Origin of the sequence: Ruoffia tabacinasalis (assembly GCF_042652985.1) — a bacterium.
Classification (GTDB): Bacteria; Bacillota; Bacilli; order Lactobacillales; family Aerococcaceae; genus Ruoffia; species Ruoffia tabacinasalis.
In genome coordinates this window covers 39,560-54,222 of sequence record NZ_JBHSHQ010000011.1, presented here as the reverse complement: position 1 = coordinate 54,222, position 14,663 = coordinate 39,560, and the positions used below count along the sequence as shown (strand labels likewise).

Below are 14,663 nucleotides of genomic sequence, written 5' to 3'. Positions count from 1 at the left end.
ACAATTTGGAGGAATTACATTATGGCTATACTAAATAGATTTAAAGACATTATCAGTGCAAATATCAACTCAATTATTGACCGCATGGAAGATCCTGAGAAAATGATCGACCAATACTTACGTGATATGTTAGAAGACTTAGCTGAAGTAAAAGAAAGTACCGCAAGTGTGATGGCCGAAGAAACTCGCAGCAAACGTAAAGTCGATGAGAACGAAGCAGAAGTGAAGAAATTCGAAGAATTAGCTAAGAAAGCTTTAGAAGCTAACAACGAAGCTGACGCACGTATCTTCTTAACTAAAAAACAAGAAGTTGAAAATATCGGTGCCGGTTACGCAACAGCTTACGCTGCAGCTCATGAAAATGCCGTTAAAATGCGTCAAATGCATGACAAGCTTGCTAAAGATATCGACACATTAAAACAACGCCGTGCGATGATTAAAGGTAAAATGTCAGTGGCAAATACTCAAAAAACAATTAATGACGCAACTGGTAACATCACTCAATCTGAGAATGCAATTGGAAACTTCGAAAGAATGGAAGATAAAGCGAACCGTATGCTAGACGAAGCAAATGCTATGTCAGAATTAAATACGGAACCGATTGACGAAGCCAAAGCTTTAGAAGAAAAATACGCTTCAAATACTTCCGCTGCTGTTGAAGATGAATTATCTCGCCTTAAACAACAAATGGGTCTAGATTCAACAGATACAGAATCTTAATAATAAATTTAAACGCCTTTCTTTCAGTGTTTGTAACTGAAAGAAAGGCGTTTTTTTAATCTTCTTTATCTACTGAATAATGTAACCACACAGCACTATCTTTTAAAGGTTTGGTATCTAGTAAGTTAAAGGACAGCGGTTCAATTTCTGATAAACCCTCCATGGCAGTAAAGAGGCTTGGATTATTTGGATCTCCATCTGCAAATGGTCCCACGACAATACTAATTTCATCGACTAAGCCGTCTTGTAAATAAGACCAGTTTAGAACGCCGCCTCCACCTATCATTAAACGGTCCAAACCAAAAATATCATACAGTTTGTGTAATACTAATTGATTATTCAGTCTTTCTTCACCCGCAATAATATAAGATATATTCATTCGACGTAAGAAGTCCTTATATCCATCACTCGCTGTTTCACTTAATACTTCTATGACATGCGCATGGCGATTTCCATAATCAACATAGTTTTGGCTCCAACCAATGACACCTTTTCGGTCAATTGAAACATAGAACATATCTGCATCAGTATCAGCTTTAAAATCTCCTTCAGGAATTTGAGCGTCATAATTCAAATCAAGTTTTTGTAACGGCTGATTATCTTCCGTTGTTGTACGACCGTTGAGGTAACCTTTTATATCAAAGATTTGCTTATCTTTATATAAAGCTAATTCTTGGTACTGTTGACTTGTTGTCTTAAACTTTGGACTATCAACTGTTTTAATCTTTCCATCTAAAGACACATGGGTATGAATAATTACGAATGGTTTCTTCATAGTAAACTCCCTCTCCTTACTTTTACTCTTCCATTATATCGAGAATAATAAAAATGTGAAATGACTATAATTTATAACAATCGATAGATAAAACGCATAGTTAGTAAGATTGAAGCACTTCCATCACTAACCAAGCCCACACTCCTACAGTGAACACTGCAGTAATTGGAATCCAAAATTGAAACTTACGATGCTTCGTCTTATGTCTAAAGAAACGCATGCCTAAGAAAGCACCTAGACCTCCTAACAGAAAACTCGCTTGTAGTAATTTTCTTTCTGAAATTCGGTATTGCCCAGTTCGTGAATATTGTTTATCACGGTAGTAAAGATGACACGTGTACACATTCATTAAACCAATAAATAAGATGACGATCATCTCTATCATTCTAATATACTCTTGCATTTATTCACTCTTTCTATTGTAACTTAGCCTTGACTCAACATATCTTGAGCTGCTTTTTTATAATCTTCACTTCCAGACGATTCCGCAAACTCCGCAATCGTAATGGCTTGCGTCGACAAAAGCTCAATAATATGTTCTTTCATCTTTGGCCAAGTAAATCCGCCCGCTGCTTGATATTCCTGAATTAAATTTTCCAATTCAGCTTCACCAAACAATAAATAATGTGCTGTAAAATCATTGGATATATCCGTATGCTTCGCTTCGGTCCAATCGATAATTCCGATGACTTTTGAATTGGAATCAATCAACATATGACCTGGATACAAATCACCATGAGTAAAGCCGGTCTCTTTTGGCCACAAGTCGTCTTGACTTAACCAAGCTTCCCACCGCTCTAAAAGCGATTCATGAACCGAATAGTTTTCCTTCACACGATTTATTCGCTGGCGCATCATCTCTTGTAACTGATCTTTTGAGTCTACTCGCAAGCCCGCTTCTGCCACTTTTTCTTTGGAAATGCTGTGAATTTCTACCATTGCTTTAGCTAGGCTCTTTGTAAATTCAGCTGGCGCTTGATTCACATCAAAAACCCAACTTGTCTCTTGAGTTACCGAATCAGTCGTGACAGCCGGCTGCCCTTCCAGTGACTTATAGGCAATTAATTCTTCAGTAAAAACCTCCCAATTTGGAACTTGGATCGACTTTGTATTTTCATTGACGAGTTCTAATATTTTCTTTTCGGCTTGCGCTTTTAGAAAAACGTCCCTTCGTCTTGGCACGCGTAATATCCACTCTTACCCATTGATATCTTCTGCGATCACAACTTTAAAATCTAAGCCAATATTTACGTCTTGTAAGGTCTCCTCTTTTAATTGGATGCCATTTTTCTTAGCTAATTCAATCATGTCATCACCCTTTCGTTGGCCCTATATAATAACTGCTTCAAATCTTGTCCTCTAATTATAACTTAGTCAGTAGCGAATACCAAATGCCCTCTATGGTATATTATATATAAAATGTAAGATCAGAGGACTTTTCATGGTCGCAAAATTATCAAAAGACTTAATCTATGAAATACTTTCCGTCGTTGACGAGATTCCTAAAGGAAAAGTCGCTTCGTACGGACAAATTGCTAAACTCATTGACCGCCCAAAAAACGCTCGCCTCGTCGGAAAAGTACTCAGCCAGGCTAGTTACTACGGCGATTACCCTTGCCATCGTGTGGTGAATCATGCGGGGAGACTCGCCCCAACTTTCCCTAACCAAAAGGACTTGTTACTTGATGAAGGCGTTGAATTTAAAAAACCAACGCATGTGGATATGAAAAATTTCCAGTGGGATATGTGATTTCGCCTTAACTTTAGACAAACGGCGATTCCATTTGGCTTGAGTTCAATCAACTAAGGACGAACCGCAGTTCCATTTGTCCTGAGTTCGGACAACTAAGGACAAACGGCGGTTTCATTTGGCTTGAGTTTGGGCAACTAAAGACAAACGGTGGTTTCATTTGGCTTGAGTTTGGGCAGCTAAGGACGAACCGCAGTTCCATTTGTCCTGAGTTCGGACAACTAAGGACAAACGGCGGTTTCATTTGGCTTGAGTTTGGGCAACTAAGGACGAACCGCAGTTCCATTTGTCCTGAGTTCGGACAACTAAGGACAAACGGCGGTTTCATTTGGCTTGAGTTTGGGCAACTAAAGACAAACGCCGATTCCATTTGGCTTGAGTTTGGGCAGCTAAAGAAAAACGGCGATGTCATTTTGCTTGAATTCACTCAAATGTTTATTTTTTCTATTTATTAGAAGCGCGGTTACTTTTAACTTGATCAATAAGAGCTTGGATTGACTCAATCCCCAATTCATCCATTCTTGCTGGTAAGTCGCGAATAATTTCTGGACAAACCATCGGATTATTGTAATTCTCTGTTCCTATTTGAACGGCTGTGGCACCCGCCATATACATTTCTAACACGTCATCAACCGTCTTGATGCCGCCAATACCAATAATTGGTATAGTCACGGCATTCGCAACTTGATAGACCATTCTTAAGGCAACGTGTTTGAGTGCGGTACCTGACAAACCACCTGTGATCCCACCTAAGATAGGCTGGCCAGTCGTTAAGTCAAAGGCCATACTTGTTATCGTATTAATCATTGAGATGGCGTCGGCTCCCGCTGCCTCTACCGCTTGGGCAATTTCTACAATATCTGTTACGTTGGGCGTTAGCTTCACATAGATAGGTAGACTGGTCACAGCTTTACAAGCTTTAGTTAAGCGAGCGGCCACTTCTGGATTCGTACCAAAAGCTACACCACCTTCTTTAACATTCGGGCAGGAGATATTTAATTCAATTGCTTTGACATTGGGTGCTGTAGAAATCTGACGGCACATTTCGATGTAATCTTCTTCGGTAGACCCTGCGACACTCGCAATGATTGGTACATCAAAGCCTTCAAGGTAAGGTAATTTCTCAGATAGAACGGCTTCGACGCCTGGATTCTTTAATCCTAAAGAGTTCAGTACATCTCTGTCTCTATGCACATATTGTGGTGCAGGATTACCCACACGTTCTTCAAGCGTTGTACTTTTAGTAATTAAGGCACCTAATAAACCTAGGTCATAGTGTTTTGCGTAACTTTCACCGAAACCAAAGCAACCTGAAGCTGGCATAATAGGGTTCTTCAATTCAATACCCGGAAGATTTACTTTTAGTCTGTTCATTATATTCTCTCCTTAATTTTCAAATGCGTGATACACTATCTCACCATCAACTAGAGTTAAAGCACACATACCTTTGACTTTATAGCCATTAAAAGGCGTATTAGCAGCTTTAGATAAATAATCATCCGAGTTAATCGCATACTCTTTTTCTAAATCAAAAACAGCAATATCTGCAACACCACCCACTTTCAATTCACCCATAGGTAAGTTAAAGAGTCGGGCTGGCAGGTGACTCATGCGATCAATTAGAAATTCTAAAGTCATCAAATTCTTTTCAACAAAGTGAGTATACATTAAAGCAAAGGACGTCTCGATACCCACTATTCCAAATGGAGCATCAATAAATCCACCAGACTTTTCTTCCATAGTATGGGGCGCATGGTCAGTCGCAATAAAGTCGATCGTTCCATCAGCTAGTCCTTCAATTAATGCGCGTTGATCTTCTTTGCCACGTAATGGTGGATTCATCTTGAAGATAGCGTTATCACTTGGTATATCCATCTCATTAAGTATTAGATGATGTGGTGTCACCTCTGCAGTAACATTCACTCCTTGTCGCTTACCTTCTCGAATGGCATCGACGGATTCTTTCGAAGAGACGTGACAAACATGATAATGGACGCCAGTTTCTTTAGCAATGAGAATGTCACGAGCAATCTGGCTGCTTTCTACAATTCCCATAATCCCTGGCAAACCCAATTCTTTATTGCGAATACCTTCATGCATGACCCCACCGTAAAGTAGACTCTCGTCTTCAGTGTGGGCGACGATGGGTTTATCAAGACTCGCAGCTAACTTCATCGCTTCATACATAATCCCAGCTGTTTGAACGCCCACGCCATCATTAGTGAATGCGAAGGAATCCATAGCTACCATATCAACTAATTTATCTGTTCGTAATTCTTCAGTAATCGGCGCATATTGAAAAGTCTTAACAACTGAATCACGCTCGATAATATCTTGAATAGCCTGGAACTTCTCAGGTGTATCTGGAACAGGATTGGTGTTAGGCATCGCGCAAACTGTTGTAACACCACCACGTGCTGAGGCTTTGGATCCACTCAAGATAGTCTCTTTATCAGTGAAGCCAGGTTCTCTAAAGTGAACGTGAATATCAACTAAACCATTTGTGATGAGTTTTCCTTTTAAATCAATCACTTGCTCACCCTCCAAGTCATGCCCTAATTCAACAATCACTCCTTCTTCAATTGCGATATCAATAGACTCTAATTCATTATCTTTTACCACTCTTTGACCATTCTTTAATATTAGTTTCATTCTACTCTCCCTTTTAAGACCCACTCTAGAATTGCCATACGTGCATAGACCCCGTTGGACATTTGAGTAACAATTCGACTTTGTGCACATTCCACTAATTCATCCGCCAACTCAACATCACGGTTCACTGGTGCTGGATGCATAATAATGGCTGTATCCTTCATTGTTCGATGACGTTGACGAGTTAATCCATACATCGCATGATAATCTTCTTTTACGTAAAGCATATCCTCTGATCCATGGCGCTCCAATTGAACACGAAGCATCATCACCACATCTGCCTCCGCTACTGCTTCATCCACTGTTTTAAACGTTCCGTACTGCTCAAAGCTTATGTCAAAGTAATCATTCGGCCCAGCAAAGATAACTTCAGCCCCTAACTGATTAAGCAATGTCATATTACTCATGGCAACGCGTGAATGAACTATATCTCCAATTATCGCAACTTTTAACCCTTTAAAATCACCAAACTCTTCATAAATAGTCATAATATCTAATAAAGATTGCGACGGATGCTGTCCGTTACCACTACCCGCATTAATAATTTGAATCTTTAAGTTCATAAGTTGGTCCATATAATTTCGATCTGGGTGGCGAATGACAGCTACATCTACCCCTATCGCTTGCATAGTTAGAACAGAATCATATAAACTCTCACCTTTATTGACTGACGAACTTCCGACATCAAAATTAATTTGATGCATGCCTAACTTATGCTCAGCCACCTCAAAACTATGCTTAGTCCGGGTACTATTCTCAAAAAACATATTCACCACTGTTGCATCACTCTGATATGTTCTACGACCTTCCTTAAAGTCGATAGCAGTCTTCAATAAATTCAGTAACCCTTCATTATCAAATTGCTCTACAGATAAAAAATTTCTCACAATCATCTTCCTCCTAACAAAAAAGCGCCTTTAATCTTCGAGACTAAACGCACCTAAATAAGGATAGTTTCGCTTATGATCTCTCGGATCTATTTAAAGTCAAAAACTGATTAATAATTTATGATAGTGTGACAGCATCCTTGCCATCTATTTCTTTGATTTGAACTCGCACACGTTCTTGTTTAGATGTAGGAATATTTTTCCCAACATAGTCTGGGCGAATTGGTAATTCACGGTGTCCTCGGTCTACTAATATAGCCAAAGATATTTCTGCAGGGCGTCCTCGATCCATACAGGCATCCATTGCCGCACGAATCGATCTGCCTGTAAAGAGCACATCATCAACTAAGATGACTTTTTTACCTGATAGATCACTAGAATTTTCTGGTCTCTGGTCGGTATACTCAATATCATCGCGGTAGGCTTCGATATTCATTGACTCAACTAGCACGGGTCCTTCGATCTCAGCAATATTTTTACCTAGGCGTTCAGCCAGAGGTGCACCGCGCGTCGCAATCCCCATAAGGACAATATCTTCAATACCTTTGTGATGTTCAATAATTTCATAAGCTAGCCGGGTCAGAGCACGTTTCATTTCCATCTCATTCATTACAACTTTTTCCATTGTTTACCTCCTTGATAAAGAAAAGACCTCTCCTTAACCGCGGGCATGCGAAAGAAGAGGTCTCTAAATAAAGAGTTTCCGACTGTACTTACCTTCTTCGTCTCACAGGACGCCAATTAAAGGATACTTATTAAGCTAAATTATATACTATATTTTTATTAAGCAACTGTAAAAATTAGGGTTCTTCGAATTTAATACTTCATTATTCTAAATTTTTCACGTAATAAGCCTTTCAAAATCAAGACATTCTAGCATTTATGTGCCCGCTTAACATTAAATATAGATGAGGAATTATCTGAAAAATAATCTTATTTTAATTTAAAGATTGACTTTTAAATCTTTATTCTTTAATATGATTGAAAATATAAAAGTCAATGAAACAAAGAGTAGCACACTTATTTATGAACAGAGAGTAGACGCTAGCTGAAAGATCTACCTTAATGAGTTTGTGAACCGCATTGTTTGGACTCTTGAATGAAATGAGTAGTTCAAGACGCTAGTCGCGTTAACACTTTGAGTGATGTCTGGAAGTTTATGACGTCATTAGAGTGGTACCGTGGATTCGTCCGCCTCTAATTATTAGAGGCGGGCTTTTTTGTCGCTTAATTCACCCTTAGAAAGGATCGATACTATGTTTCAAGGAAGAAGTTTTACTAAAGAAATAGATTTTACACAAAACGAACTCAATTACTTAATTGACTTTGCCATTCATCTTAAACAATTAAAAAAACAACGTATCCCCCACGAATACCTTAAAGGTCAGTCCATTTGTTTAATCTTTGAGAAAACATCAACAAGAACACGTGCAGCCTTCTCAGTTGCTGCCAGCGATCTTGGCGCAACGGCGGATTACTTTGGTGCGAGTGATATGCAGATGGGTAAAAAGGAATCCATTGAAGATACTGCCAAAATATTAGGTAGTATGTACGACGGTATACAGTTTAGAGGCTATAAGCAATCGGATGTGGAAGCATTGGCTACTCACGCTGGCGTTCCCGTGTGGAATGGGTTAACAGATGAATGGCATCCTACCCAAATGATTGCCGACTTTATGACATTGAAAGAAAACTTCAATCGTCTGTCTGGACTTAACTTAGTCTATTGTGGCGATGGGCGTAATAATGTTGCCAACAGCTTGATGATTACAAGTGCCATCTTAGGTGTCAATTATACAGTAGCTAGTCCTAAGGAATTATTCCCTGATTCAGACCTAGTTGAATTGGCTCAGTCCTACGCTAAAAAATCAGGTGCAACCATCACTCTGACAGAAGACATCAAGCAAGCAGTCACAAACGCAGATGCTATCTACACCGACGTCTGGGTCTCAATGGGAGAAGAAGCATTATTCGATCAGCGCATTAAGCAGTTAATGCCTTATCAAGTGACTCAAGAATTATTTGATTTAGCCAATGAAGATGCTATCTTCCTACATTGTCTACCTGCTTACCATGATACTTTGACTAATATAGGTCAAGAGATTGCAAGCAAATATAATATTACAGAGATGGAAGTGACTGATGAGGTCTTCCGCTCAGACCATGCTAAACAATTCGACCAAGGTGAGAATCGCCTTCACTCAATTAAAGCCATTATGGCAGCAACCAATGGTAACCTATTCATCAAACAATTAGATTAAATACATAACCCTATCAAAAGAAAGTAAACTTATCAGAATTTCAGCGAATCGGCGGTGGTGAAAGGCCGATACATATACTAAGTTGAATCGCACTTTTGAGGTAAGATATTAGAATTACTAAGTATCTTCGTTGGAATAACGTTAACATTCACTAAAGAAAGATTATGTTAAATAATCTTTGAATTAGAGTGGCACCACGAAGCACATTCGTCTCTATCAATGAGATGAGTGTGCCTTTTATATACATATTTTTAGGAGGAAAACATATGATTAATGTTAGTATTATTGGCGCGACAGGCTATACAGGTTCTGAATTGATGCGCTTATTGGTCAATCACCCTGAGGTAACCCTCAAACATCTAACTGCACGGAAATTAGCTGGACAGAAGATATCACATACTTTCCCTTTCCTCACATCTTTCTTAAAAGATAAGTGCTTTGTCACCTTAGATATAGAGCAAATTAAACAAGATAGCGATGTCGTCTTTATTTGTCTACCTCACGGTCACGCAATGACCTTAGCTAAAGAATTAGGCGAGGATATTAAAATCATTGACCTTGGCGCTGATTTTCGGATAGAGGATTCAGATACTTATGAAGCTTTTTATAAATTACCGCAAACAGCACCAGACTTATTAGCGAAAGCAGTGTATGGCCTAACGGAATACCATCGTGAGGCCATTAAAGGAGCTCAGCTGATTGCAAATCCAGGTTGCTTTGTTACCAATGCACTCTTAGCTCTTTCTCCTCTAGTTGAGTCTAATCTGATTGACTCTGAATCAATTATTATTGATAGCAAATCAGGAATCAGCGGTGCCGGTCGAAGTGCCAATGTAGATAATTTACTTAGTGAAGCAGGAAATAACTTCAAAGCATACAACCCACTCCAGCACCGTCATATCCCTGAAATCGAACAGGAGTTGTCACGCTTTGGCCAAACAGTGCAAATTCAATTCACTCCGCATCTATTACCTACAGAACGCGGCATATATTCAACTATCTATGTTCAACCAAGGAGTAATATAAGTGAAGAAGCATTACGCCAATTATATAAAGATAAATACGCCGAGGAAGCTTTTGTCCATCTATTGGATCCAGAGCAACTTCCTACAACCAAAGCGGTCCGTGGTTCCAACCATTGTCATATCCAAGTTAAGGTAGACCAACGAACAGGTCGCATCATTATCTTTTCAGTCATTGATAACCTAGTCAAAGGCGCTTCCGGCCAAGCTATTCAGAATATGAATGTGATGTTGGGATTGGATGAATCATTAGGCTTAAGTCAATCTGGCGTGATGCCATAATTTCTATACAAAGGAGAAGCATATGAAACAATTAGACAAAGGTATTCATGCTGTAGCCAATATACAATCGCAAGCCTTACATGCTGGCTTTAAAAGTGATGCCGCCCACAATGACCTGGCTTTAATTTATTTCCCCACTGGGGCTACTGTATCAGGTGTCTTTACCCAAAACTTAGTCAAAGCTTGGCCAGTTATTCACGGTCAAGCGAGTCTGAAGCATCATTCTAACTTCAAAGCGATTCTGATTAATAGTGGCAATGCCAATGCTTGTAATGGTCCAGATGGTGAGAAAACGATGCATCAAACCATTCAAGAATTAGCAGATTTATGCGCGATTAAACCGTCAGAGATACTGATGAGTTCTACGGGGGTCATCGGGGCTCCTCTTGATTTCTTTCCTTTTAAAAAGGCACTACCAACATTAGTGAATTCCTTGCAGTCAGAGTCTAGTCAAGCGGTCAGTGAATCGATTATGACTACCGATACTGTCGCAAAAGAAACTGCTTATTCATTGGAGATTGATGGACAGACTATTCACATCGGCGCAATGGCTAAAGGCTCAGGCATGATTCATCCTAATTTGGGCACTATGTTAGCTTATATTGTTACCGATATCGCCTGTGATCAAGTGACACTCAACCAACTATTAAAGAATGCGGTAGACGTATCTTTCAATAGCATGACTGTTGATGGCGATACTAGTACCAATGATACAGTCTTACTTTGTGCAACAGGGGAAAACTCAATTGACTTAACAGACCACAATCTTGCAACAATCCAATCCCTTATAACAAAAGTCAGCCAAGACTTAGCTCAAATGATTGCCAGAGACGGAGAAGGTGCCTCGAAATTCATTACAATAACCGTAGGTGGGGCTCAATCAACAGAAGATGCCAAAGCAGTCGCTAAGTCTCTGGCCACTTCCAACCTCCTGAAGGCAGCACTTTTTGGGCAAGACCCTAACTGGGGTCGCGCCCTATCAGCCATTGGTAATAGTGGCGTTGAAACTCTTGATCCATGGCTGATCGATATCATATTTAAATCTGACATCGGTTCTATTCAACCGTGCCGTAACGGCGCTTATCATCCCTTTGATCCTCAATTTGCCCAAAAGATTCTCACTGCCACTGATATTGAAATGATTGTCGAACTCAACCAAGGCACAAGTCAATCTACTGTTTGGACTTGTGATTTAACGCATGATTATATTGAAATTAATGCTGACTACCACACTTAGGAGTGATTGAATGAATTATACAGAAAAGATAAACGTTCTCATTGAGGCTCTACCCTATGTCAATCGGTTTAGAAAACATATCATCGTCATCAAATACGGTGGTAATGCCATGATTAATTCCGACTTAAGACACTCGGTCATGCAAGATATTCTTATGATGAAGTCGGTTGGTATGATCCCCATTGTCGTTCACGGTGGTGGTCCCTTCATCTCACAGATGTTAGATAATTTATCCATTGAAAGTCACTTTGTGGATGGACTTCGCTCTACCAGTGAGGAAGCCATGAAGGTGGCAGAGATGGTCTTATCAGGCTCAGTTAATAATGATATTGTACGAACTTTCAACCATTTAGGAGGAAATGCCATTGGCTTATCGGGTTTAGATGACCACCTTATTACTGTCACTAAAAAGAAAGTGATTGATCCAGATTCTGAGACTCAAGTTGATTTGGGCTACGTAGGTAATGTCGAATCAGTCAACACCTTATTATTAACCAACCTTATCCAGGCAGATTATGTCCCAATTATCTCATCAGTGGGAATTGGTAGTGACGGTCATAGTTATAATATCAATGCAGATGAGGTTGCAAGCGCTGTGGCCATTGCCTTAGGTGCCAGCAAGTTAATATTTTTAACTAACACCCCGGGACTCTTAGCTGATAGCCAAGACCCTGACAGTCTTATTTCTAAACTAAGTATAGACGAAGCCAATCAACTCATTGAGAACAAAGTTATTACTGAAGGCATGATACCTAAGATAAATTGTTGCTTAGAGGCTATAACTAACGGAGTTGATAAAGCTCATATCATTGATGGTCGTATGAGTCATTCCCTTCTGCTAGAATTATTCTTCGACATGGGAATTGGAACGATGTTAGCTCACAGTAATGACGATAATAAGGAGGTTTAATATCATGGAAAAACACAACTGGCCACAACGTGGCGAAGCCGTACTTATGAATACATTCAAACGCGATGGTAAGGTAATGGTCTCTGGTCAAGGTAGTTTTCTGACTGATGCAGAGGGCCGAACTTACCTTGACTTTATCTCAGGTATCGCCGTCAACTCACTCGGCCACTCCAATGAGAAATTAGTAGAAACACTGGTCAATCAAGGTCAACAACTCATTCATAGTTCCAACTTATTTTGGAATACTCCTTCTATTCAACTGGCTGAGAAATTAACAAAACTCTCTGGCTTAGGTAAAGTATTCTTTGCCAATTCAGGAGCTGAAGCCAATGAAGGTGCCATCAAACTTGCTCGGAAGTGGGGGCGAGAAGTTAAAGGCCCTAATGCAACAACCATTGTTACAATGAAGCAATCCTTTCACGGTCGAACTATGGCAACATTGGCAGCCACGGGTCAAGAGGCTATGCATAAAGATTATGCACCAAACTTACCTGGCTTTGACTATGTGACTTTCAATGATATTGACCAATTGAAGGCAACAATTATACCCCAGACTTGTGCCGTACTTATCGAAGTTATTCAAGGTGAAGGTGGTGTCAATACGCTCTCTGAGGACTTCGTCCAAGCCATTAATGAGATTCAACAAGAAAAGCAAGTTCTAGTTATCATTGACGAAGTCCAAACAGGAATTGGACGAACAGGAAGCTACTTTGCATATGAACAATTCGATTTAGACCCTGACATCATAACTCTTGCTAAAGGTCTGGGTGGAGGTTTTCCTATTGGCGCCTTCCTCGCCAAAGATGACTTAGCTACGCACTTCCAAGTGGGTGATCATGGCACGACATTCGGAGGCAATCCACTAGCAACTGCCTGTGCTAATACTGTCTTAGACACTATAAATGAAGACAACTTACTAAACAATGTCAACCAACGCCATAAACAATTGGTTGAAGGACTACAAGTATTACAAGCTAAGCATCCCACGATTAGTTCCATTAAAGGTCGCGGTCTATTAATTGGTATTCAATTTGACCAGGCTGTAGATGACATCATTAATGATTGTTTCGACCAAGGCTTATTAGTGATTAGCGCCAAGGGAAATGTTATTCGTTTCCTGCCGCCGTTGAATGTCTCAGAAGAAGAAATCAACCAGGCGCTAGATATTTTTGGGGCGGTTCTCTCAACGCAATAACTTCAGGCTATAAGCTGTATTTTTCACTTGTTTTGGGATATTTATATCTTTTGTTTCAATCATTCAATTCATTCTTTTCAAAGTAAAAAACACTCAACAATTTGGTTAATGACCAAATAATTGTTGAGTGTTTCTAATTTAAGTCCGTAAAAAGCTTGTCTCATTAAACAAATGATAATTCAGATAGCTTTACCATCTTAGCTTGCTCTTTCTCATAGAGAGCTACTTCATCCACACCATACTGCTGCAATAACTTTTTCAAATCATTAAAGGCCAGCATATAATCACTCGCAAGATGCGCGTCTGAACCTAGGGTGAATAACTTCCCACCTAAGGATAAGTAAAGGGGGATTGCCCATTTATATAAGTCTAAGTTTTTATACTTTACGATGCTTTTACTATTTAATTCAAAAGCAATCTCATGCTTAATAATTTGCTGGAAAATCTCAGTGATTTTCTCAGTGTATCGTTCTTGAATGGTCTCTAAACTGGCATCATGCACTCTAAAGCCATAATCAAAGTGAGTCATAATTTGAACATCGGTCATATGAGTTACAGCTTCTAATAATTGATCGACATATTGATCCATCATTTGCTCGCTGGACTCTACCTTTGCATTTGTTTCCTTTGTGTCCATGTAATCATAGATGCGATTATGGTGACAACTTAAGAGTTTAATATCAAAATCATAGCTAGATAATATCTCATTGAGGCGATTCTCTTGACCAGGAACATAACCTACTTCCACACCTAATAATAAGTCTACATCGTTCTTTTCTTTCATTTCCTGTTGCCAAATAACGGCTTGCTCAAAGTCGGGAATATCATCGTGCCCACCATTCACTGGATTGTCTAAGTCTAGATGTTCCGTGAAGGTTAATTTTTCTAGCCCTAAAGCTAAGTAATTATCTATGCTTTCTTCGCTGTCAAAAGATAAGTGTGTATGACAATGTTGATCATAAAAATTCATGT

General features: G+C 39.5%; 15 protein-coding genes and 2 other annotated features. Of the genes, 7 read left to right on the top strand and 8 right to left on the bottom strand.

Features of this window, described 5'->3' with window-relative positions; all coding sequences use genetic code 11:
- Positions 1-21: 21 nt before the first annotated feature.
- Positions 22-720, top strand: a complete 699-nt coding sequence (locus ACFO5Y_RS02150) for a PspA/IM30 family protein (RefSeq protein ID WP_138404174.1) — start codon at positions 22-24, stop codon at positions 718-720.
- 55 nt (positions 721-775) lie between these two features.
- Here ACFO5Y_RS02150 and ACFO5Y_RS02145 read toward each other — a convergent pair whose 3' ends face one another.
- The 3 genes from ACFO5Y_RS02145 to ACFO5Y_RS02135 form a co-directional block, all read right to left on the bottom strand.
- Positions 776-1,495, bottom strand: a complete 720-nt coding sequence (locus ACFO5Y_RS02145; protein WP_197103792.1) for a dihydrofolate reductase family protein — start codon at positions 1,493-1,495, stop codon at positions 776-778.
- 100 nt (positions 1,496-1,595) lie between these two features.
- Positions 1,596-1,898, bottom strand: a complete 303-nt coding sequence (locus ACFO5Y_RS02140) for a DUF1294 domain-containing protein (protein WP_231606822.1) — start codon at positions 1,896-1,898, stop codon at positions 1,596-1,598.
- Between the two features lie 23 nt (positions 1,899-1,921).
- Entirely contained in the window at positions 1,922-2,686 is a 765-nt protein-coding gene (locus ACFO5Y_RS02135; RefSeq protein WP_331459500.1) for a macrolide 2'-phosphotransferase, read from the bottom strand.
- A 250-nt stretch (positions 2,687-2,936) separates the two neighbouring features.
- Here ACFO5Y_RS02135 and ACFO5Y_RS02130 point away from each other — a divergent pair, with 250 nt between their 5' ends.
- Positions 2,937-3,245, top strand: coding sequence for an MGMT family protein (locus tag ACFO5Y_RS02130; RefSeq protein WP_197103791.1), 309 nt, complete (start codon positions 2,937-2,939; stop codon positions 3,243-3,245).
- Between the two features lie 444 nt (positions 3,246-3,689).
- Here ACFO5Y_RS02130 and ACFO5Y_RS02125 read toward each other — a convergent pair whose 3' ends face one another.
- From ACFO5Y_RS02125 to pyrR, 4 genes are all read right to left on the bottom strand, one after another.
- On the bottom strand, positions 3,690-4,619 hold the full coding sequence (locus tag ACFO5Y_RS02125) for a dihydroorotate dehydrogenase (RefSeq protein WP_197103790.1): 930 nt from the start codon (positions 4,617-4,619) through the stop codon (positions 3,690-3,692).
- 12 nt (positions 4,620-4,631) lie between these two features.
- Positions 4,632-5,897, bottom strand: a complete 1,266-nt coding sequence (locus ACFO5Y_RS02120) for a dihydroorotase (protein ID WP_197103789.1) — start codon at positions 5,895-5,897, stop codon at positions 4,632-4,634.
- Positions 5,894-6,790 carry an aspartate carbamoyltransferase catalytic subunit gene (locus ACFO5Y_RS02115; protein ID WP_197103788.1) on the bottom strand — a complete coding sequence of 299 codons (897 nt, stop codon included), beginning with the start codon at positions 6,788-6,790 and terminating at the stop codon, positions 5,894-5,896. The genes ACFO5Y_RS02120 and ACFO5Y_RS02115 overlap by 4 nt, the downstream gene beginning before the upstream one ends.
- 112 nt (positions 6,791-6,902) lie before the next feature.
- Positions 6,903-7,409 carry a bifunctional pyr operon transcriptional regulator/uracil phosphoribosyltransferase PyrR gene (gene pyrR, locus ACFO5Y_RS02110; protein WP_197103787.1) on the bottom strand — a complete coding sequence of 169 codons (507 nt, stop codon included), beginning with the start codon at positions 7,407-7,409 and terminating at the stop codon, positions 6,903-6,905.
- A 365-nt stretch (positions 7,410-7,774) separates the two neighbouring features.
- Positions 7,775-7,986 (top strand) — a binding site (T-box leader).
- Between the two features lie 54 nt (positions 7,987-8,040).
- Between pyrR and argF the strand changes: the two genes are divergently transcribed.
- The 5 genes from argF to ACFO5Y_RS02085 all read left to right on the top strand — a co-directional run bounded on the left by argF (position 8,041) and on the right by ACFO5Y_RS02085 (position 13,691).
- Positions 8,041-9,045, top strand: coding sequence for an ornithine carbamoyltransferase (gene argF, locus ACFO5Y_RS02105; protein ID WP_197103786.1), 1,005 nt, complete (start codon positions 8,041-8,043; stop codon positions 9,043-9,045).
- 2 nt (positions 9,046-9,047) lie between these two features.
- Positions 9,048-9,263 (top strand) — a binding site (T-box leader).
- A gap of 48 nt (positions 9,264-9,311) precedes the next feature.
- Positions 9,312-10,349, top strand: a complete 1,038-nt coding sequence (argC, locus tag ACFO5Y_RS02100; RefSeq protein ID WP_197103785.1) for an N-acetyl-gamma-glutamyl-phosphate reductase — start codon at positions 9,312-9,314, stop codon at positions 10,347-10,349.
- A gap of 22 nt (positions 10,350-10,371) precedes the next feature.
- Positions 10,372-11,586, top strand: a complete 1,215-nt coding sequence (gene argJ / locus ACFO5Y_RS02095) for a bifunctional glutamate N-acetyltransferase/amino-acid acetyltransferase ArgJ (protein ID WP_197103784.1) — start codon at positions 10,372-10,374, stop codon at positions 11,584-11,586.
- Positions 11,587-11,596: 10 nt separating this feature from the next.
- Positions 11,597-12,496, top strand: coding sequence for an acetylglutamate kinase (argB, locus tag ACFO5Y_RS02090; RefSeq protein ID WP_197103783.1), 900 nt, complete (start codon positions 11,597-11,599; stop codon positions 12,494-12,496).
- Between the two features lie 4 nt (positions 12,497-12,500).
- On the top strand, positions 12,501-13,691 hold the full coding sequence (locus tag ACFO5Y_RS02085; RefSeq protein WP_197103782.1) for an aspartate aminotransferase family protein: 1,191 nt from the start codon (positions 12,501-12,503) through the stop codon (positions 13,689-13,691).
- 163 nt (positions 13,692-13,854) lie between these two features.
- Here the strand turns inward: ACFO5Y_RS02085 and ACFO5Y_RS02080 are convergent, their stop codons facing one another.
- Positions 13,855-14,661, bottom strand: coding sequence for a PHP domain-containing protein (locus tag ACFO5Y_RS02080; protein WP_197103781.1), 807 nt, complete (start codon positions 14,659-14,661; stop codon positions 13,855-13,857).
- Between the last annotated feature and the right edge of the window lie 2 nt (positions 14,662-14,663).

Excerpts from the sequence above, each read along its gene's own strand:
- argC (WP_197103785.1), top strand. The coding sequence starts at position 9,312 with ATGATTAATGTTAGTATTATTGGCGCGACAGGCTATACAGGTTCTGAA.
- ACFO5Y_RS02130 (WP_197103791.1), top strand. The coding sequence starts at position 2,937 with ATGGTCGCAAAATTATCAAAAGACTTAATCTATGAAATACTTTCCGTC.
- ACFO5Y_RS02125 (WP_197103790.1), bottom strand. The coding sequence starts at position 4,619 with ATGAACAGACTAAAAGTAAATCTTCCGGGTATTGAATTGAAGAACCCT.
- pyrR (WP_197103787.1), bottom strand. The coding sequence starts at position 7,409 with ATGGAAAAAGTTGTAATGAATGAGATGGAAATGAAACGTGCTCTGACC.
- ACFO5Y_RS02150 (WP_138404174.1), top strand. The coding sequence starts at position 22 with ATGGCTATACTAAATAGATTTAAAGACATTATCAGTGCAAATATCAAC.
- argB (WP_197103783.1), top strand. The coding sequence starts at position 11,597 with ATGAATTATACAGAAAAGATAAACGTTCTCATTGAGGCTCTACCCTAT.
- ACFO5Y_RS02080 (WP_197103781.1), bottom strand. The coding sequence starts at position 14,661 with ATGAATTTTTATGATCAACATTGTCATACACACTTATCTTTTGACAGC.
- ACFO5Y_RS02120 (WP_197103789.1), bottom strand. The coding sequence starts at position 5,897 with ATGAAACTAATATTAAAGAATGGTCAAAGAGTGGTAAAAGATAATGAA.
- ACFO5Y_RS02085 (WP_197103782.1), top strand. The coding sequence starts at position 12,501 with ATGGAAAAACACAACTGGCCACAACGTGGCGAAGCCGTACTTATGAAT.
- argJ (WP_197103784.1), top strand. The coding sequence starts at position 10,372 with ATGAAACAATTAGACAAAGGTATTCATGCTGTAGCCAATATACAATCG.
- ACFO5Y_RS02145 (WP_197103792.1), bottom strand. The coding sequence starts at position 1,495 with ATGAAGAAACCATTCGTAATTATTCATACCCATGTGTCTTTAGATGGA.
- argF (WP_197103786.1), top strand. The coding sequence starts at position 8,041 with ATGTTTCAAGGAAGAAGTTTTACTAAAGAAATAGATTTTACACAAAAC.
- ACFO5Y_RS02140 (WP_231606822.1), bottom strand. The coding sequence starts at position 1,898 with ATGCAAGAGTATATTAGAATGATAGAGATGATCGTCATCTTATTTATT.
- ACFO5Y_RS02115 (WP_197103788.1), bottom strand. The coding sequence starts at position 6,790 with ATGATTGTGAGAAATTTTTTATCTGTAGAGCAATTTGATAATGAAGGG.